Origin of the sequence: Shewanella sp. MF05960, assembly GCF_050849305.1 — a bacterium.
GTDB lineage: Bacteria > Pseudomonadota > Gammaproteobacteria > Enterobacterales > Shewanellaceae > Shewanella.
Map to the genome: position 1 here is coordinate 261788 of NZ_JBOZPS010000003.1, position 19682 is coordinate 281469.

General features: G+C 41.9%; 15 protein-coding genes and 1 tRNA gene. 10 read left to right on the top strand and 6 right to left on the bottom strand.

What is annotated here, in order from left to right:
* Positions 1–5: 5 nt before the first annotated feature.
* Both ACROAE_RS04595 and ACROAE_RS04600 read right to left on the bottom strand, forming a co-directional pair.
* Positions 6–683 carry an ATP-binding cassette domain-containing protein gene (locus tag ACROAE_RS04595; protein ID WP_432399774.1) on the bottom strand — a complete coding sequence of 226 codons (678 nt, stop codon included), beginning with the start codon at positions 681–683 and terminating at the stop codon, positions 6–8.
* Positions 683–1522 (bottom strand): putative selenate ABC transporter substrate-binding protein, encoded by an 840-nt coding sequence (locus ACROAE_RS04600; RefSeq protein ID WP_432399845.1) that lies wholly within the window; start codon positions 1520–1522, stop codon positions 683–685. The genes ACROAE_RS04595 and ACROAE_RS04600 overlap by 1 nt, the downstream gene beginning before the upstream one ends.
* Positions 1523–1714: 192 nt before the next feature.
* Here ACROAE_RS04600 and ACROAE_RS04605 point away from each other — a divergent pair, with 192 nt between their 5' ends.
* Positions 1715–2389, top strand: coding sequence for a response regulator (locus ACROAE_RS04605; protein WP_432399776.1), 675 nt, complete (start codon positions 1715–1717; stop codon positions 2387–2389).
* Positions 2380–3726 (top strand): ATP-binding protein, encoded by a 1347-nt coding sequence (locus ACROAE_RS04610; RefSeq protein ID WP_432399778.1) that lies wholly within the window; start codon positions 2380–2382, stop codon positions 3724–3726. The genes ACROAE_RS04605 and ACROAE_RS04610 overlap by 10 nt, the downstream gene beginning before the upstream one ends.
* A gap of 53 nt (positions 3727–3779) precedes the next feature.
* Here ACROAE_RS04610 and ACROAE_RS04615 read toward each other — a convergent pair whose 3' ends face one another.
* Positions 3780–4475 carry a 2OG-Fe(II) oxygenase gene (locus ACROAE_RS04615; RefSeq protein ID WP_432399779.1) on the bottom strand — a complete coding sequence of 232 codons (696 nt, stop codon included), beginning with the start codon at positions 4473–4475 and terminating at the stop codon, positions 3780–3782.
* Between the two features lie 115 nt (positions 4476–4590).
* On the opposite strand from ACROAE_RS04615, the gene ACROAE_RS04620 reads away from it, so the two are divergent.
* Positions 4591–5838 (top strand): HD-GYP domain-containing protein, encoded by a 1248-nt coding sequence (locus ACROAE_RS04620; RefSeq protein WP_432399781.1) that lies wholly within the window; start codon positions 4591–4593, stop codon positions 5836–5838.
* 148 nt (positions 5839–5986) lie between these two features.
* On the opposite strand, the gene corA is transcribed toward ACROAE_RS04620, so the two are convergent.
* Together corA and yejK are read right to left on the bottom strand one after the other, a co-directional pair.
* Positions 5987–6934 (bottom strand): magnesium/cobalt transporter CorA, encoded by a 948-nt coding sequence (corA, locus tag ACROAE_RS04625; protein WP_432399783.1) that lies wholly within the window; start codon positions 6932–6934, stop codon positions 5987–5989.
* A 212-nt stretch (positions 6935–7146) separates the two neighbouring features.
* Positions 7147–8175, bottom strand: coding sequence for a nucleoid-associated protein YejK (yejK, locus tag ACROAE_RS04630; RefSeq protein WP_432399784.1), 1029 nt, complete (start codon positions 8173–8175; stop codon positions 7147–7149).
* A 183-nt stretch (positions 8176–8358) separates the two neighbouring features.
* Here yejK and ACROAE_RS04635 point away from each other — a divergent pair, with 183 nt between their 5' ends.
* The 5 genes from ACROAE_RS04635 to ACROAE_RS04655 all read left to right on the top strand — a co-directional run bounded on the left by ACROAE_RS04635 (position 8359) and on the right by ACROAE_RS04655 (position 12986).
* On the top strand, positions 8359–8571 hold the full coding sequence (locus ACROAE_RS04635) for a YejL family protein (RefSeq protein ID WP_160056483.1): 213 nt from the start codon (positions 8359–8361) through the stop codon (positions 8569–8571).
* Between the two features lie 84 nt (positions 8572–8655).
* The gene (locus ACROAE_RS04640) at positions 8656–10446 is read left to right on the top strand and encodes a DUF3413 domain-containing protein (protein WP_432399785.1); all 1791 of its coding nucleotides are present in this window, start codon (positions 8656–8658) and stop codon (positions 10444–10446) included.
* A gap of 573 nt (positions 10447–11019) precedes the next feature.
* Positions 11020–11096: transfer RNA gene (locus tag ACROAE_RS04645), tRNA-Pro, on the top strand.
* A 447-nt stretch (positions 11097–11543) separates the two neighbouring features.
* Positions 11544–12662, top strand: a complete 1119-nt coding sequence (locus tag ACROAE_RS04650) for a hypothetical protein (RefSeq protein ID WP_432399787.1) — start codon at positions 11544–11546, stop codon at positions 12660–12662.
* Positions 12663–12815: 153 nt separating this feature from the next.
* Positions 12816–12986, top strand: a complete 171-nt coding sequence (locus ACROAE_RS04655) for a hypothetical protein (protein WP_432399788.1) — start codon at positions 12816–12818, stop codon at positions 12984–12986.
* A gap of 245 nt (positions 12987–13231) precedes the next feature.
* Here the strand turns inward: ACROAE_RS04655 and ACROAE_RS04660 are convergent, their stop codons facing one another.
* Positions 13232–14941, bottom strand: a complete 1710-nt coding sequence (locus ACROAE_RS04660; protein ID WP_432399790.1) for an AMP-binding protein — start codon at positions 14939–14941, stop codon at positions 13232–13234.
* A 323-nt stretch (positions 14942–15264) separates the two neighbouring features.
* Between ACROAE_RS04660 and ACROAE_RS04665 the strand changes: the two genes are divergently transcribed.
* The gene (locus ACROAE_RS04665; RefSeq protein ID WP_432399792.1) at positions 15265–18606 is read left to right on the top strand and encodes an MHYT domain-containing protein; all 3342 of its coding nucleotides are present in this window, start codon (positions 15265–15267) and stop codon (positions 18604–18606) included.
* 17 nt (positions 18607–18623) lie between these two features.
* Entirely contained in the window at positions 18624–19619 is a 996-nt protein-coding gene (locus tag ACROAE_RS04670) for a response regulator (protein WP_432399794.1), read from the top strand.
* The last annotated feature ends 63 nt before the right edge of the window (positions 19620–19682 follow it).

Genomic DNA, 19682 nt, shown 5'->3' on the forward strand with positions numbered 1-19682 from the left:
TAGGGTTAATCTGCACGATGAGGCGATTCATCGGCAACAACATAATGCTGAGACAAATGGGCCAGAGTGAGTTGCTTAGCGTTAGCATCTAACGCCACTTTTCCTGCACTAATCACAATAATGCGATCAAAATGTGCTAATGCCAGCTCAGCATCGTGCAAAACACAAATAACACTTTGATGTGAATGTTTCACTAAATTGAGCAACCTAACACCCATAAGCGGATCTAACGCCGAAAAAGGCTCGTCACCCATAAATACTGGTTGTTGCTGAAACAACGCACGAGCAAGCGCGACACGTTGGCGTTGACCGCCAGAGAGCTCGCTGACTTTTTTTTGCAGTGGCATATTCAATTCAAGCTGTTGGCAAATAGCGCTAATGTGTTGCTGTGGTTGTGTAAACGGTAGCAACAAATTAACCATATTATACCAACGAGAATGACGTGCTAATCCGCCGATAAACACATTATGAAAAATAGACAGATTGTCGACTAAACCTTGTGCCTGTGAACACAAACACGTTTGCTCAGCCAGTTGTTGATACAGATGATGTAACAAGGTCGTTTTACCGACACCCGACGGCCCCAAAATCGCAACATGCTCATTGGCATTGAGTGCCAAGCTGATGTTGGGCAAAATAATTTTTTGCCCATAGCCTAAATCAGTATCAACAACGGTCAGCATTAATCTAACATTCCAATCGCTTTCGCCACACGTTCAATAGGCTCGTAATCACTGTTACTCGCTGGTACAAACGATTCGCGTGGAAAACTGTCTAATAAATCTTTATCTTTCATGCCGATTAAGGTTTTGGTTAGCTTGTCTTTAAAACCTGCACCATAAACAGTGTCTACACCAGAATGCACTGTCCATTGGTAATCAGGATAAGTAGGACTTTGCCAAATCACGCTGACTTTTGACGTGTCAACTTCACCTTTTTCAACAGCGGTGTCCCACACTTTGTAATTTACCGCGCCCACTTGGTATACGCCGGCTTCAACCTGGCTAATAGTACGGCTATGGTCGCCCGAAAAACCAATGCGCTTAAAGATTTTATCGACAGATTGACCCACATTACTTTCAATAAAATACTGCGGCATTAAACGCCCAGATGTTGAGTCTTTTGAACCGAACGTAAAGGTATAATCATTTAATACCGGAAAACTATCGGTTGCAGCTAACTTCGTAGAATGATGCGCAATAATATAGCTTTTGAAAAATTGGTCTTCAAAACCTTGAGCAATGGCCTCTGAACCCGGCACTAAACGGCGGGCTTGTACACCAGATAAGCCACCAAACCAGGCTAACTGAACTTGATTATTGCGAAAGGCCGTAACCGCTGCAGAGTACGATTTTACTGGCACATATTTTACTTCAACGCCTAATTGCTCAGACAAATACACAGCGACTTTATCAAAGCGAGTGCGTAACTGGCTTTCATCTTCATCTGGAATAGCAGTAAAAGTAAATGTTTCACTCACCGCAACGGTTGAAAACAAGCTTAAAACGCCTGCCAATATCATTCCTGTAAATTTCATCTTAATCCTTTGACTATCCATTAATGGCATCATTCTAACGTCCCTGGACAACTTAACCTAGGGCCACAAGCATAATAGTGCAGGATATTTATTACGGTTAATATTCAACCAAACAAATAGATAAGGTACTATCGATGAAATATAATTCTGTTCATATCACCTTCGTTAAGGATAAAAATGCGTATATTGGTCATAGAAGACGATCCCATTTTATCGCATCACTTAACGGTGCAACTGAGCGATGCGGGTAATCAGGTACAAGTGGCCTTAACCGCCAAAGAAGGCTTTTATCAAGCAACGAATTACCCTATTGATGTGGCCATTATTGACCTAGGCCTGCCAGACCAAGACGGTATCAGCTTAATAAAATCACTGCGATCGGCCGATGTAAAAGCACCCATCATCATTTTAACAGCACGCTTAACCTGGCAAGATAAAGTTGAAGGACTCAACGCTGGCGCTGACGATTACCTAGTCAAACCCTTCCAAAAAGAAGAGCTTATCGCCAGGCTAGATGCCATCGTACGTCGAAGTGGCGGTTTTGTTCGCTCCGTCATTACCAGTGGTCCATTACAATTAGATTTAGCCGCCAAACAAGTCAGCCTGCAACAAACACCACTAGACATCACCGCATTTGAATACCAACTACTGGAATATTTAATGCGCCATTGCCATGAGGTAGTGGCCAAACAACGTTTACTTGATGTGATTTATGCCGATAAAGAAGGCGATCCAAATACTATCGAAGTGATGATAAGCCGATTGCGGAAAAAGCTCAGTCAAGGTGGGATAATCGACCCAATTATGACCATTCGCGGCCAAGGATATAAATTTAACCACCCATGCAACTAACTCTGCAGCCCAAAAAGCGTTTACTCACAAGGATGTTTGTCACCTCCTTGTGCATCATTGCCCTCGTCGGGTTTGGCTTAGCCTGGTTAATTAATTTACTCCACGCCCAAAATCGATATAACCAAACCACCAGCGAACTTATTGCTAAATTGCCCATTATTGCCGCAGAATTTCGCGAAAATAATCTAGTGCCGATAACCCAGGCCCGCGAAGGTGACGACATTGATATTCAATACATTATGGCAACCTGTAATGCGCTTTATGACACGTTATGGCGTTCAGAATACGCCACTGACTTACACCTAAGCCAAATATGTGAACAATACCTCACCATTAAAGACGATTTGCCGCCGTTTTATCTTAACTTTAACCAAAATCAAAGCTACTTTGCTTACCTGCTGAGCATTGATGTCGACGCGCAAATGTATCATTTATTGATATTACAAGATGCCAGTGAGCTTAAAGCCGAACTGAGTCAGTTTAATCGACTCACCTATTTTAGGCTCGCGATAGTGTTACTTGTTGCGTTGTTATTACTGATCAGCGCAGCCTATTGGAGCATGCGCCCCTTAGCGCAATTAAAACTCGAGTTGCTCCAGCTTCAACGTGGGCGCAAACAGCAGTTATCTCACGATTATCCAGAGGAGTTGCAAGGGATCACTACCGCGCTCAATCAATTAATCACTCAAGCAGATGATCGCCAAACGCGTTATCAAAATGCGATGAATGACCTTGCTCACAGCCTTAAAACGCGTTTAGCCGCAAGCATCGCTATTATTGACGACAGCAGCTTAGAGAGACAGCAACAAAACCAACAAATTCTTGAACAAATTAATGACATGGACCACCTTGTTCAATACCAGCTCAAGCGCGCTATGCTGGGTCAACAAGGGCTGCACTTTCAACACACCGAGCTGCTGCCCATTGTTGAATCGCTCGCACAAATGCTCGCTAAACTGTACCAACAAAAACACATTTCATTGAGCCACAATATCAGTGACCATCTTGCGCTGCCGTTAAGCAAAGGCGATGTAATGGAGCTACTAGGTAATTTAATGGAAAACGCGTATAGACTGTGCATCAGCCAAGTCAGCGTGAATGCTCACATAAAAAATAGCAACACTGTATGCCTAAGCGTAGAAGATGACGGTCCCGGAGTGGATGAAGCCATAAAACAAAAAATTATACAACGAGGTATACGCGCCGACACGCAATCACCCGGCCAGGGCATTGGGCTAGCCGTTTGCCATGAGTTGGTCAATAGCTATGGCGGCACGCTCACCATTAACACCAGCTCGTTGGGCGGCGCGGCATTTATTATTGAGCTTCCGATCTAGTTGACACGATCTAGACAACACGCCGGAAGCGCTAGCACTGCTGAGTAAAAGCGTTAGCTCAATGGTGCGTATAATTGCTCTGCACGATTAAACATAGCCCAAGACGTTGCAATATATTTATCGTTGCTAATGGGCACATTACCACGATGGCTGTGAGTAAAACCGGCAGGCGCTATCACCATGGTGCCTTTTTTAGGGCTGATTTTACGCTGCTGGTAATAAAATTCTGTCTCTCCGCCCTCTTCAACATCGTTTAAATAAAACATGTATAACACCACACGGTGCAAGGCTTCATTATGGCCATTTTGCGGAAATTGCTCAGAATGCCAATGCGGATAACCCCCAACGCCTTTTTGATAATGTTGAATATTGATAGTTCCACTTCGATACAAATACTTTGTTAAGGTGCTTGCTCTGGGCTTGCCTAAAGTATCAAAATTGTTAGGCGTTAATGTCTGAGCTTGACCTTGATCGTCGGTCACTTGCACCGATACCGCGCCCATCAATGCTAATGAATATTGGGTAAAATAATCCGTCATCTGCGAAAACGTCACAGCCAACAGCTCATTTTTTAAATCAGCTAAATCGGTAAAAGCATCTAACATCAAATCACGGCTACGCTTTTTTTCGTTATCCACACCAAAACCAGTTTGACCAGGGCCAACATTGGGGTGCGCATTAAAAGCAGCAATTAAGCGGTCACACAAGTTATCGGTAATCGCATTGGGATATACTTCAATAAAATCCATAGAGGGTAACTATTATTTGTCCATTTATAGTATTATGCTGCCACGCCAACAAAGGCCCTGTAAAGCATAAAGGCAAACATAGCGTGTTGTTCTATCACGTCACCATGACTACATTATGAAAAAAAATCAAAAAGTCGCTGTAGAACAACTTGAAGTGGGCACGTTTATTCGTCTGCCTATTTCCTGGAAAGACCACCCATTCTTGTTTAGCAGTTTCAAAATCAAAAATAGCGCCCAAATTGAGCTAATCAAAGGATTAGGACTTAAGGATGTGTTTTTCGACCCTGAAAAAAGTGACATTGAACCCGTTACCTCCACTGACGCTCTACAACCGCCGACAGAAGAAGAACTTGCTACGCTAAAAGAGCAAATGCTTAGCGACAAAACGGCCAAAATAGATGAACAGAAAAAGCTCAAACGTGATCTGAAGAAAACCGAACAACAGTTTGAACGATCCGTCGCCATGATGCGCTCGATGGTGTCAAAAGTGAGCAGTCGCCCACTCAATGCCGTTGGCGAAGCCAAAGATTTAATTAGTAACATGACCAATATGTTGCTCAACTCAGACAATCTTGCGTTGCATTTAATGGGCGATGCCAAAAATGATGAGCATATTTACCACCACTCACTCAACGTTGCCATGCTATGCATGTTAATGGCTAAAGAACTTGGCTGGAGCCGAGAAGAAGTTGAAACCATTGGCCTTGGTGCGTTATTTCACGACATTGGTAAACTCAAAGTACCCAGTACGATTCTCAATAAACGCGTCCCACTGTCTGCGCCAGAAGAAAACTTTATCAAACAACACCCGTTAATGAGTATCAACTTTTTAAAGTTAGCCGACAGCTTCCCAGAAGAAGCTAAACCGTTAATCGCAAATCATCACGAATTTTTAGACGGTAGCGGTTTCCCACAAGGACTTAAAGCAGATAAGCTTGATAAGCTGTCGCAGCTGATTGCAGTGGTAAATGAGTACGACAACTTGTGTAATGGCACTAGTCAGGTTAAGGGTAAACCGCCCAGTGTGGCACTGGGAATGTTGTACAAAAACTATAAGGAAAAGCTCAACACTGAATACGTGAGTAAACTCATTAAAATGCTGGGTATTTATCCACCAGGCAGCATTGTTGAGTTATCGAGTGGCCAGTTTGCCATGGTGATGTCGGTTAACTTACAGCAGTTATTATTTCCCAACATCGTGGTGTATGACCAACTGGTGCCCAAAGACCAGGCGCCAATCATTAGTTTACAAAATCACAATATCTCTATAGTGCGCAGCTTACCGGCAGCGGGACTGCCTAAAATAATTCACGCTTATCTTAACCCAAGAGATAAAATCAGTTTTGGTATCGGCACAAATTAAACTCGCCTCAATAAGCTTTATTAATCAAAAAGCCACTTGTTTTAGCAAGTGGCTTTTTGTTGCACGCGATTTACGGATATAAAATGATGAAGGTTAAGTCTGTAATGACCCTCTACCTCGATAAAAATAAATATCTCACAAGGTTAAATTACAACCAGCCTTTGCGTTTAAAGAAAAAGTAAGTCCCAGCAGCACTGGCTAGCATTAATGCGACTGCCATTGGGTAACCAAAGCGCCAATCAAGTTCTGGCATAATATGAAAGTTCATTCCATAGCTGCTCGCAATCAAGGTTGGCGGTAAAAATACCACTGCCGATACCGAAAATATCTTAATAATCTTGTTTTGTTGTAAACCACTAAAGCCCATTGCCGCGTCGAGTAAAAACTGTAACTTATCGAAAATAAACTGACTGTGAGGCATTAATGATTCAATGTCAGACAACATTTCACGAATAGACTTTAGGTTCTCATCAGACAAACTGTCACGGTAATAACGTTGCATATACCGTAATGAGCGCTGGGTATCGAGCAAACTTAAGCGGATTTTACCGTTAGAGTCTTCTTGTAAGGTAATGAGTTTAAATACATCATCAAGCTCGTCGTCGTTAAACACTTGCTCGCCGACATTTTCTAATACGCTATATACGTCTTCGATTAAGTCAGATAAGTAATCCACTTTTAAATTAAATAACTCTAATAACAAGCCTTGTGGAGTAGTGATATCTAAACGGCCTAAACGCAAATAGTTACGCAATAAACGGATTAAACCAACATCTTCTTCACGAATGGTCAGAAGAAAATCTTTACGTAAGTTAAACGATACGTTTACTGCTCGTACATCTGAACTCACGCGTTGTGGAAATAACGAGTTAATGTGTAGACCGTCTTGGTTTTGGTAAAACCGTGCCGAGGCCTCAATTTCTTTAATATCTTCTTCGTCGGGCACTTCTTCAGCAGAAAACAACCTCAACCATTGACGTTCGGCATCATCGGGCTTTAATAAATCTAACCACAATGTCGACTCAGGTACCTTGTCACCCACGTTTAATTCTGTGGTAACCAGTTGTCTATTTTGATAGGCGTATGCAGTGATCATCGCTCCCCCAAAGTTGGTTAAACCATTAAAGGTATAACAAACAAAAATGCTCAAAAATTGGCGCTAGTTTACTCAACTAAAGCGTAATGAAAAGCAAAAAACTGATCCGCGATAAATAATCGTACCAGTTGATACTAAAAAATGAAGATTCAATATAAAAAAGCGCCCTTATTGGACGCTAACATGACGATATAAATAACCTTAATTGATGTTTATTCGCCTTTTAAACGTCGGTCTAACTGATCTTTTAAGTTAGCGGGTACACCTTTAATTAAAATGGTGTCAGACACGGGGTCGTAAATCACACGCTCACCTAAATGTCCGCCGTCAAAACTTAACGTTACGCCGCCGCCAGTGCCCGAAAACTTTTTCAAGCTGCGTAAACTGGCTTTATCAGCCGGAAACTCTTCATCGAGCTCATAACTGCCGCCACAAGCAAAATCATAAAATGAATCCATACCAGAGTCGGCTAATTCGTCGGCCAAGTCTTTTACTTCAATCACTTCACCCGCATCTGCACGCTCTGAGCAATACTCAAACACTTTATTACGACATTGCTGGCGTTCATCTTTAGTCAGCTCGCTGCCCGCTACAAAATCTTCAACCGCATGAATTAACGTTTTGTTTTGCGCTTTGGTGTTTACCCCTTCAACGCAGCCCATAAAGTCTAAAAAGAAGTCGGCCACTTTACGACCGGCACGGCCACGAATAAACGAAATATACTTACGTGAACTTTTATCTGCTTGCCACTCAGTTAAATCAATGCGCGCCGCTAACTGAATATTGCTTAAATCTAAATGATTGTTTTGCGACAATTCCATGTCATCTAATACTGTCATCGACGATTTCGCACTCAATAACGCCACAAACAAATAGTCGCTCGTCATGCTGGTGTAGCAAGACATCAACAAAAATCCGCCCTGGCTAAAATCGTACTTGGCTAACTCTTGTTGCAATAACTGGCTTGCTTGACCACTAAACTCAACAAAGCCTAAGTCGCCGTTGCGGTAACCGGTTAACGCATTCGCAAATTCATCGTTGGCTTCGCCATCATCTCCGTGAGTGCCAAAAAAACCAAAGCCCTTACCCGCTTTACCTGAGTAAGTCTGGTGTAATTCTTCTAACATGGTTTCAACAGCGTTGGTATTCAACAACGGTTGCGGACGTAAACGACAGCGCATTTGTCCCTGACCGTCTTGAGAAATTTCGTGAATAATTGCTTGCTCAATACTAATAGCCATAAGCCTTGTTAACCCTAGTCTGTCGCAGATGATAATTTAAAAAAGAATGATATCAGACCCACCGTATAAATCGAACAAGGGTTTGCGATATTCCTTAACCAGGTCGAATAAAACTTGAGGCGATTAACGACTAAATCCGTTATTATATGCAGCTAATTCATTCTTTATCGAAGTTTTCTGACTATGGCAATTCAATCTAAATACACCAACACTCAAGTTGAAGCACTTATCAGCGAGCTGCTTGCTACCCTGGCTAAGCACCAAGCACCTACCGATTTAAGCCTAATGGTATTAGGTAACTGTGTAACCCATTTACTTGACAAAAAAGTGCCAAATGAGTCACGTCAAAAAGTGGCAGAGCAATTTGCAAAAGCGTTAACACAGTCGGTTAAGTAATCGACAAAATAAAATTTATCACTAAGGCTAACAATCAGTTACACTGAATTAGTCTGTGATGATAACGTAGGAATACGAGTTAAGATGATCGAGCGCAAAAAGCAGCAAATGACGCGTGACAAAGTATCGCGTTTAGTTAATTGGGGTCACTGGTTTGCCTTCTTTAATGGCATATTGGCGATGTTAATTGGCGCTCGATATATTGGCAGCGTGGGCTACCCAGAAACCTTTATCGGTTGGGCCTATTTGACCATCAGCACCATTGGCCATTTTACCTTTTTAGCCTTCATCGGCTACCTATTATTTATTTTCCCAATTACCTTACTGCTACCTTATTCTAAAATCTTACGTGGTTTTGCCGCGTTTATTGCGTCACTCGGGCTCTACGCCTTACTGTATGACACCGTCATTTATGATGACTACGGTATTCATTTAAGTCCATTTGCATTCGACTTAGCCTGGCAAGACCTCAATGCATTACTCCACAGTACCTCTTACATTATTACGCCCATCGTCATTGTGTTAATTGAGTTAACAGCAGCAAATTTTTTGTGGAAGCGCATCGATAAAATACAGAAAAAACAGTGGGGCAACCGCGTTGTGCTGTTTGTCGGTGCGTGTTTTGTCAGCAGCCACTTGTTCCACATATGGGCTGATGCCACCAGCATGACAGAAGTGACCCGCTTCGACGACGCCTATCCTGTTTCATACCCAGCGACTGCACGCTCGTTTATGGAAAGCCACGGTATTGACAGCAGCATGCAAACACCCCAATCACGCAGTGAAAAATCGCGTAAACTCAGCTACCCAATAAACCCAATGCAGTGCAATGCCGACACTCAACAAAACGTGTTATTGATTAGTATCGACAGTCTGCGTGCTGATATGGTCGATAACGACACCATGCCATTTTTAAGCCAGTACCGTAATAAAAATCAACGATTTACAAAGCATTTCAGTGGTGGAACAGATTTCGACACCAGCATGTTTACGTTAATGTACGGCTTACAGGGTAATTACAGCGATCGCAAAGAGTTTGCCGTGACTAGCCCAATACTGACCAATATCTTAACTGAACAAGGCTATCAGCAAGCGTTTTTTGCGCCAACGGTGAGTAATGACATCACCAATAGCGCCATGTTTAAAGGCATGCAAATACATACCAGCGAAGGCGCTAACGGCAGTGCTGATGCAGACATTAATACCATCAATGCTGTCAACGCGTGGCAAGCAAGCCAAAAGCAACCCTGGTTTGCCTTAGTTAACCTCACAGCGCCAAAAGACTACGACACGCCTATCGGTTTTTTAGGGGTACAAACCATTAAACCGAAAATGGAGTTAAAACCAGCGCAAAAGGTGTTATTTAATCAATACCGTCAATCGCTTAACTTTATAGACCAGCAACTGTCTAACTTACTGAATAATGTTAGCGACGATACTGTTGTGATCATTACTGGTACTTATGGCCAAGTGTTTACCAGTAACAGCAGCGACGCCCGCAACGACTTATCGCCTGGGAATGTCAATGTGCCATTAATTATTCATTGGCCAGACACCTATGGCAATAAAGTGAATTACCGCACCAGCCACTACGGTATTGCTCCAACCATACTCAGCCATGTTTTAGGTTGTACCAACCCTAGCACCGACTTTAGTGCGGGTCGCAGCCTATTAGAGCCTAACAGTGAGACCTGGGTGTACATCGGCGACAGCCGCCGCTTTGCGATTTATCAAAAATCTGAAATCACTGTCCTTGACCGCTTCGGTAAATACCGTATTTATGATGTTAACTACGATAAGCGCCTAGATAAAAAAATGAGTGCACCAGAGTTAATTCAAGTCATGAGAGAAGGCCGTAGACTCTATAATCAATAATACTGTTGCGGCTAATTGTGTTTGATTAGCCGCACTGTTACCTGTTGATTCATTGAGCTGCCAAGTTACGATAAAACCATTTTTCAAACATAGTCATGACCCATTCCTCGCACGACATCACTTTTGTAACAGCTCTCTCGAAATATACTGCCGCAGCAGCCGAATCGTTGGCAATGGATCAATAGTCTGAGCGTTGGTAGTTGAAAGTGAGAAGTTGGAAGTTGAATAGCCGGATAGTTGGAAGTTGAATAGCCGGATAGTTGGAAGTTGAATAGCCGGATAGTTGGAAGTTGAATAAGCGGATAGTTGAAAGTTGAATAAACGGATAGTTGAAAGTTGGATAGCCGGATAGTTGGAAGTTGAATAAGCGGATAGTTAGATAGTTGGTAGTTGGTAGTTGGAAGTTGGAAGTTGGAAGTTGGATAGTTGGAAGTTGGATAGTTTATAGCCAATCGGCAATTAGCATATAACTAACTGCTTGCGCTCATTAATTACTGTTGATAAAGTGCATAACCACTTAGTTACCCCAGTTGTTAACACTCACTAAGTGCTGATGTATACATCAAAAAAATTCGGTATGTAGCGCAGCCCGGTAGCGCACTGTCATGGGGTGTCAGGGGTCGGAGGTTCGAATCCTCTCATACCGACCAAATTAACATGAAAAAGCCAGATACCTCAATAGTATACTGGCTTTTTTGTACGTCAAAAAAAGCCAGTAAAAATTACAGACAAATTCACTGCTGAAACAGCGTCACAATGTCATCATATTCTTGGTTCTTTTTAAGTGACGTCAGACAAGAATATCGCCATCCCACCACCGACATTTAGCCACCTTTGACTTGGTCAATAAATGTAGCCGATGAATACTCTATTAAAAAATAATGAAGATTTATTGGCTTTCGAATTTACTCGATTTTAGGACTTTCAAAACCTGTGATACATGAACTGACTTACAATAAGGTTGTTTTAATATACTGTTTTTAGGCTAAATACCCATAAATGCAAACGGTAAATTCGCTTATTATCTAGACTGATTTTAGGTTTTAAGAATAGAATGGGAGGTGCTGAGGTAGCCTATTGATGAATAAGGAGGTTTGATGGAAGATAGCAAAATTATGATAAAAAAAGAAAAAGATCAAATGCAAAGTTGGCTTACCATTTTAAGCTGGCTTGCAATTGCAGGGCTAACTTTCTTCGTTGTCATTATTATTATGTACTATAAATATTCTGGCGAGATAACTTCGTCACGTGACGATTGGGCTACATTTGGCAGCGTTCTTGCTGGAGCATCTTCACTCTTGGCAGCTATTGGAACAGTCGGCGTAATGCTTATGGGTATCCAACAATTTAAGGTGCAACAAGAACAAATTGTTGAACAAAATAAGCGACAAATTGCTTTCGAACGAAAACAACAAAAAAAGTGGGACAATGAAAATGAGATGCTTAATTTTCAAAAATATTTAAGCCATGTAAAACTCTTTGAAGATACACTCGAAGCAATTGAAGCAAGATTTGAGATTCAATTTTTAGACAAAAATTATCTATATCGAAATAATTTTGAAAAAAACAGTATAAATAATACAACCCTATCTTTTAACGAAGGAAATGATACAGCTAATTCTCTCTCGTGGATGATTACATTAGATCGTACATTAAGCACTTTATACCAGAATTCTGAAATTTATAACAAAGAGCCTACAGCACAAACATTTAGTTTTATTGTTAACCAGATAGATGAACTTCGTGCACACTTAAATTTTAAATTTGTCAAACAGAGTGAACATCTGATTAAATTAAAAGATGTACATCATATTAGTAACCTTGCAACAGATACCTTACTAAAACTTGCTAGTTTTTCAGACTATAAAACAATAGTCAGGCTCAAAGAAAGTGCAACGTTACAAGTACTGCAGTCAGATATCACAGAAGTTTTCGGTTACACTAATTCGGATAATTTCATCAATCATCAATCTTTTTTGAATTGTTTGGTTCATATTTCAGCAGCAATAAAAAATAACCCTACTAACTACCCAGAGCTAATAAAAATTATACAAAAGAAATACTCTGTTGTTTATTTGAAAGCATTCGGCACAAGTGAGTCTTTATCATTGGATTACATCAGAAAAAAAATTCATGAAGCAGGTCTTAATTTGAATGAGTTCACTATTCTCATTCAAATAGTCAACGATATTAACTCTACTAATTTAAAACTTTAAACCTCTATCTCTACAAAATGGCAGTTCTAGTGCTGCACAAGGGCGAGATAACGAATAGTTTATAAACAAATTGAGTGTTTTTATCAAACTACATTTGTTCGGAGTGTTTCACTTCATGAATGATTGGAAGCGATGATATTGAAATTTTTCATTATGATGAAAGAAACGCACACTCATGAGGTGCCCTGGATGTTGTTCCTAGGAGGGCCAGTAGCCTTAGACGTAGATGTGATAGCCGACACTGCCGCTGCCGATAACTCGTTAGACATGGTTGCTAACTGTGATGACAGTGTTGATGGTCATATTCAACCTTGGTTTATCTAATAATGGTTGTAATATTAAGCACTGACTTTCAAGGATTTCCTTAAACCTTTAATAACGTATAACAGCATAGTTTTATTTGATTAAATATAAAATAAAACAGCTTTATTACGACAGTATGACAAATAATCTATACAACACGAAAAACAAGCCCACCGCATGAGAGCTTATTTTGAACGCTATAAATGTACCGAACTAAGGTAGCGAGTTTAACGAGCTACCCTAGTTCAAAAATCAAACATAAATGATCAATTAATTGCTTCGTGTAACTCTTGATACATCAACTCGCGCATTTTAAATTTTTGAATTTTCCCGGTTACTGTCATTGGGTATTGATCGACAAATTTGATGTAGCGCGGCACTTTAAAATAAGCGAATTTTTCGGTTAAAAAGTGGCGAATATCGTCTTCGGTAATCGCGGCATTGGCGCGAACTTTAATCCAGGCACAGACTTCCTCACCATATTTGTCACTTTGCACGCCAAATACTGCGGCATCTTGTACATCTTTGTGAGTGTAAAGTTTTTCTTCAATCTCCCTTGGGTAAATATTTTCACCGCCGCGAATGATCATGTCTTTAATACGACCCACAATTTGCACATAACCCAACTCATCCATTTGGCCAATATCGCCAGAATGTAACCAACCGGCACTGTCAATTGTGGCCGCCGTTTTCACCGGGTCATTCCAGTATCCTTGCATAACACAGTAACCGCGACTGCAAACCTCGCCGGGTTGGCCAATCGGCAATACCTCACCAAACTCATTAATAATTTTAACCTCGGTGTGCGGCAATGCACGGCCAACGGTAAGCACCTGTTTTTCTATGGGTGAGTCAATTTCGGTAATGTGATTCAGTGGGCTGCATTCAGTTTGGCCATAACCAATTAACACTTCCTTCATGTACATCAAATCTTGTACGCGGCGCATCACTTCTTCAGGACACGTCGCCCCTGCCATAATGCCAGTGCGCAATGAACTGAGATCAAATGAACTAAATTGCGGATGCTCTAACAAGGCAATAAACATGGTTGGTACGCCATGTAATGCGGTGCAGCGCTCTTTGGCAACCACTTGCAACGTTGTTATTGGGTCAAATGATTCACCGGGATATATCGCTGCCGAGGCATGAATCACACTCGCTAAACTACCTAGCACCATGCCAAAGCAATGATACAAAGGCACTGGAATGCATAATTTATCTGTTTGGCTCAACCCCATCGCATCAGCAACTAAATAAGCATTATTTAGGATATTATGATGCGATAGTGTCGCACCTTTAGGGCTGCCCGTGGTACCCGAAGTAAATTGAATATTAATTGCATCATTGGGTGTTAACGACTCTGCGATGCATGCCAATGTGTGCTTATCTTCTGCGCTAACACTTTGCAATAAATCATTAAAATTAAGCATGCCCGGCGACGTTTCGCTGCCCATTCGAATAACATAATCGAGTTCAGGTAACGCTGTAGACTGGAGTTCACCTATCTTACTACCGGCGAGTTCAGGTAGGAGTTCATTTAACATCTGTAGGTAATCACTTGACTTAAACTTGTCGGCACAGATCACCGCACGACAACCTACATTACCTAATGCATATGCTAACTCTTCGGGTCGATAAGCAGGGTTAATACACACCATAATCGCGCCAATTTTTGCTGTGGCAAACTGCGTTAAACACCATTCAATATTATTAGGCGACCAGATCCCAACTCTATCTCCGGGTTGAATGCCCAACTTAATCAATCCCGTCGCTAACGCATCAATTTGTTCACAATATTGGCGATAGGTCCAACGGATGTTTTGATGGTGTACTACTACCGCTAAATTTTCAGGATACTCGCTCGCAATATCAGTTAAATACTGCCCAATGGTTTTAGAGATAAGCGGCGTGGAATGATTACCATGATATTCACTTGAATTGAGCGGGAATTGTGTTTGATGATGTTTGATGGTCATTTAAGCCTCCTTGCGTGCCATTGTTTAGGACAAACTACCTAAAGAACGACATCAGTCACAAGCAAAATAACCCTTCATTAGACTAAAGATGCATGGGGAATAATCTTTACAGACACGTTAACAATGTCAATACAAACGCAGCAAGGCTGCCACAACGTAAAGAGAAATAAGGCATAACCGGTAAGTATAATACCTATGATTCACATAAATATTGATTTGACGCATATTTTAATTAAAAATCGACCAAATGACTGGTGTTTTTACTTTTGGCGCCGATACACAGTTTATCAATCACTTTAATAGCGGCTCTCATCAACAACATTATGCCTGACACTTTATCGACATTATTTTCTGTTACTGATGAAAGCCTACTCATTATTGGTAATTTCCAACCTCTTGTTGTATTCATCTCAATAGCTATTGCGGTTTTTGCCTCTTACATGGCTATGCAAGTCGCATCGCAAGCGACCGTCACGCTTAACGTATTCAAACGGCACTTACTTATCTTTTGCGGCAGTATCGCCTTAGGAGGCGGAGTGTGGTCGATGCACTTTATCGGTATGTTGGCATTTAGCTTGTGTACGCCGGTGAGTTACAACGTCGGGATAACCGCTTTATCATTTTTGCCGAGCATTGCTGCATCGTGGGTGGCGCTCAATGTAATTTCTATTGAAAAACCCCAATTAAGCCATTTTGTAGTGGGCGGAATTTTAGTCGGCGCAGGCATTGGCACCATGCATTATGTTGGCATGGCAGCCATGGAAATGGCGCCACTATTGCGTTATGACATGTTTTATTTTGGCTTATCCATTGTGGTTGCTGTGGCATTAGCCATTTTGTCTTTGTGGATCCGCTTTAGCTTAAATCACTTAGGCCGCTTAACACTCACTGACTTACATAAGAATATGATTGCAGCGGTCGTGATGGGCTTTGCGATTTCAGCGATGCATTATACCGGCATGGCAGCGGCACGTTTTGTTAGGCCTGCTGGATTTGAGTTTTCAGATCAAACCAAAATGGTATCGCTTTACCTTGGCATTGCGGTTGCCACAATGACCGTAGTGATTATTCTTTTTGTATTAACCGTCAACATGCTGATCAAATATCAAGCATCATTACATCAAACTAAACTCAGTGAAGCACGATATCGCGCCACCATATCAACTGCGGTTGACGGTATCATTACCTTTAACGATAAAGGCATGATTGAAAGCGGCAATAAGTCGGTTGAAACCTTACTCGGCTGGCGACTAGAAGATGTTTGTCATCAAAATATCCGCAGTTTTATTCCAGCCACTTTTATCGATGACTTTAATATCTACCTGCGCAGTTATTCCGATGACACATTAAGTAATCAAATAAGTGATGGCCGCGATGTCGAAGCCATGCACGTTAACGGGCATACCATTCCTGTTAGAGTGTCTATTGGCCATGCCTGCATTGAAGGCAAAAGTCTGTTTGTAATGTACATCAGCGATTTGCGTCATCGTATTGAAATGCAGCGCGCCTTGATAAAAAGCGAAGCACAATTTCGTTCTCTCATTACCAATATTCCCGGTATTGCGTACCGCTGCTTAAATATTCAAGACTGGCCAATGGTGTTTATCAGTGATGCGGTCGAAAGCATTACCGGCTACCCCGCAAGCGACTACCTCGGCGCTCAGCCCAAACGTCATTTTTATGAACATGTGCATCCCGATGATCTTGATTTAATAGCGAGCCAAGTGACTGCGGACAAGGTATTCACACTCGAGTATCGCATTATCAATGCCGATGGCGATACCCGCTGGCTGCTAGGTTACGGCACTCATGTTGATGGCTTAGACATTAATGATAAGTGGCTCGACGGTTTTATTATGGATATTACTGAGCGCAAAGCAATGGAGCAATCATTGATGATTGCCAAAGATAAGGCAGAACAAGCCGCATCTGCACGCGCCGCTTTTTTAGCCAACATGAGCCATGAGATCCGCACGCCAATGAACGCCATTATTGGCTTTAGTGACATTTTACTCGACGATAAACTCCCAACAGAGCAACATAAACACCTAAAAACCATTAACCAGTCGGCCAAGTCATTGCTCCACCTACTTAACGACGTACTCGACAGCGCCAAACTCGACAAAGGCAAGTTTGAGTTAGAAATGCGGGATTTCTCGGTTATTGAAGAAGTCGATTCAGTCGTGTCTACTTTATGGTTGCAAGCCAATGCTAAAGGGTTGCATTTAAATGTTAACGTGGCCTCAGAAGTTGCACAGTCTTATCATGGGGCGCCAGATAGGATCCGCCAGGTACTCACCAACTTAATGGGTAATGCAATCAAATTTACCGCTGAAGGTGGCGTAAATATCGATGTCAGAGTTAAGCCCAGTGGTTGTATTGAATTTGCCATTGAAGACACCGGCATCGGCATGACACAAGCCCAACTCGCGTTGGTGTTTGATGCATTTGCCCAGGCCGATGCCAGTATGAATCGCCGCTTTGGTGGCACAGGGTTAGGCACGACCATCAGTAAACAATTGGTCGAATTAATGGGCGGTAAAATTACCGCAAAAAGCACCTATGGCAAAGGCAGCTGTTTTACCTTTTCACTGCCGTTAACCGCGCCAAAGCAAAGCCGGCGCGAAGCAGTCCCATTACTCACCCACAGCCTTAAACCATTGGCGATATTAGTTGTTGATGATATTCAGCAAAATATTGATTTATTGACCATAGTCATGAAACGCCAAGGCCATACCGTGATTATTGCACGCGATGGTAAGCAAGCCTTACTGCGGATGCAAAGTGATAATATTGATATCGTATTGATGGATGTGCAAATGCCTATCATGGATGGATTAACCGCATCACGACAGCGCCGTGAGCAAGAGCGTGAGCAACAATTACCACATATGCCCATAATTGCGTTAACAGCCAGCGTGCTGCCAGAAGATAAGCTTGCAGCACTTGAGGCAGGCATGGACGGATTTGCCAATAAACCCATTGATATTGCACTGCTAAATCATGAGATTGCCCAAGTCTTGAATCTTGAAAGTCATCATGAAACCCCAGACATGCAACACACTATCATCGATAGTAAACACGCAGTAAACGACAAAAAAGGCATTGCATTGTGGGGTGATAAAGCCACTCTGATAAAAGAAATCAATGGCTTTATGATTAAACAACAAGATTGTATTAGTCAGTTACAGAACTTAATTAGCGCAGATGACTGGCCAGCTGTGCATGCTCAATTACATGGTTTAAAAGGCTTAGCGGGTAATTTGTCATTGACGCAATTAACCCGATTACTCATCGATGCTGAGCGACTGGCACTCATATCGTCTGCAACGGAGTTAGTCGCGTTGTTGCCATCACTTGAGCAAGCATTTGCTCAGATAGCACAATACCTTGAGGCAGAACAAACTGATGAACGAGCCGAAGCTGAAGCCGCAGTGACAACGACTCAAACAATGGATGCTGCGCAACTTAAACAGCTTATTAATCGTATTCGCCTTGCAGCTAAAGAAAACGAGTACAATGATGTTGATGTTGACCTATTGATTGCTTCAACACCTAAATTGTATCGACCGCATTGTACTTCAATACAGCATGCATTAGACGACTTTGAATTTGAACAAGCATTAACAGAACTCGACAGCCTTGAGTCACTGATTAATGCATAGGTAACAGAACCCATCAGATGATATTTAACCGACAAGACAGTAAACAAACCATCCTGATTGTGGATGATGAACCAGCAAACCTTAGAGTATTGAAAAAAATACTTGAGGACCAATATCGGCTGATTTTTGCCAAAAGTGGTGAAGAAGCCCTACGATTAGTGCAACGAGAGCTGCCAAACTTGATTTTGCTCGATGTCATGATGCCTGGGATGACCGGATTTGAAGTGTGTGAGCAACTTAAAGCTGATCCACTGAGCAAAGCCGTGCCAGTTATATTTGTCACCGCATTGAATGATGAAGTTGATGAAGCCAAAGGATTTGACGTAGGTGCGGTTGATTACATTACTAAACCTATCTCCACGGCCGTCGTTAAAGCTCGTGTAAAAACACATTTATCATTAGTGCAAGCTGATGATTTGCGCCGTACCCGTTTACAAGTCATTCAACGTCTAGGCCGCGCATCAGAATATAAAGACAATGAAACCGGCATGCACATTATGCGCATGAGCCATTTCTCTAAAATCATTGCCTTAGCCTACGGTTTTTCAGAGTTTGCTGCAGACAATTTACTCCACGCAGCGCCTATGCACGACATTGGTAAAATCGGTATTCCCGACAGCATTATGCTCAAGCCCGGAAAACTTACTGACGAAGAATTTACCATCATGAAGACTCACCCAGAAATTGGTGCAGAAATTCTCGGTGATTCCGATTCAGACTTAATCGCATTGGCTAAAGTGGTATCACTGACCCATCACGAAAAGTTTGACGGCAGCGGTTACCCTAATGGCTTAAAAGGCGATGAAATTCCGATTGAAGGGAGCATTGTTGCTATTGCAGACGTATTTGATGCACTTACCAGCAAGCGTCCTTACAAAGAAGCTTGGACAGTAGAACAAGCGATGGATTTTATTGAAAGCCAAAGCGGAATTCATTTCGACCCAGATTTAGTGGTGTTATTTCAACAATGTTTACCCAGTATTTTGTACATTAAACAGCGCTGGCAAGATTAATCTTCAGCATGTAAATGGGTTTACATCACCTGTAATTATACTCTTTTAATATCATCGCTAAAT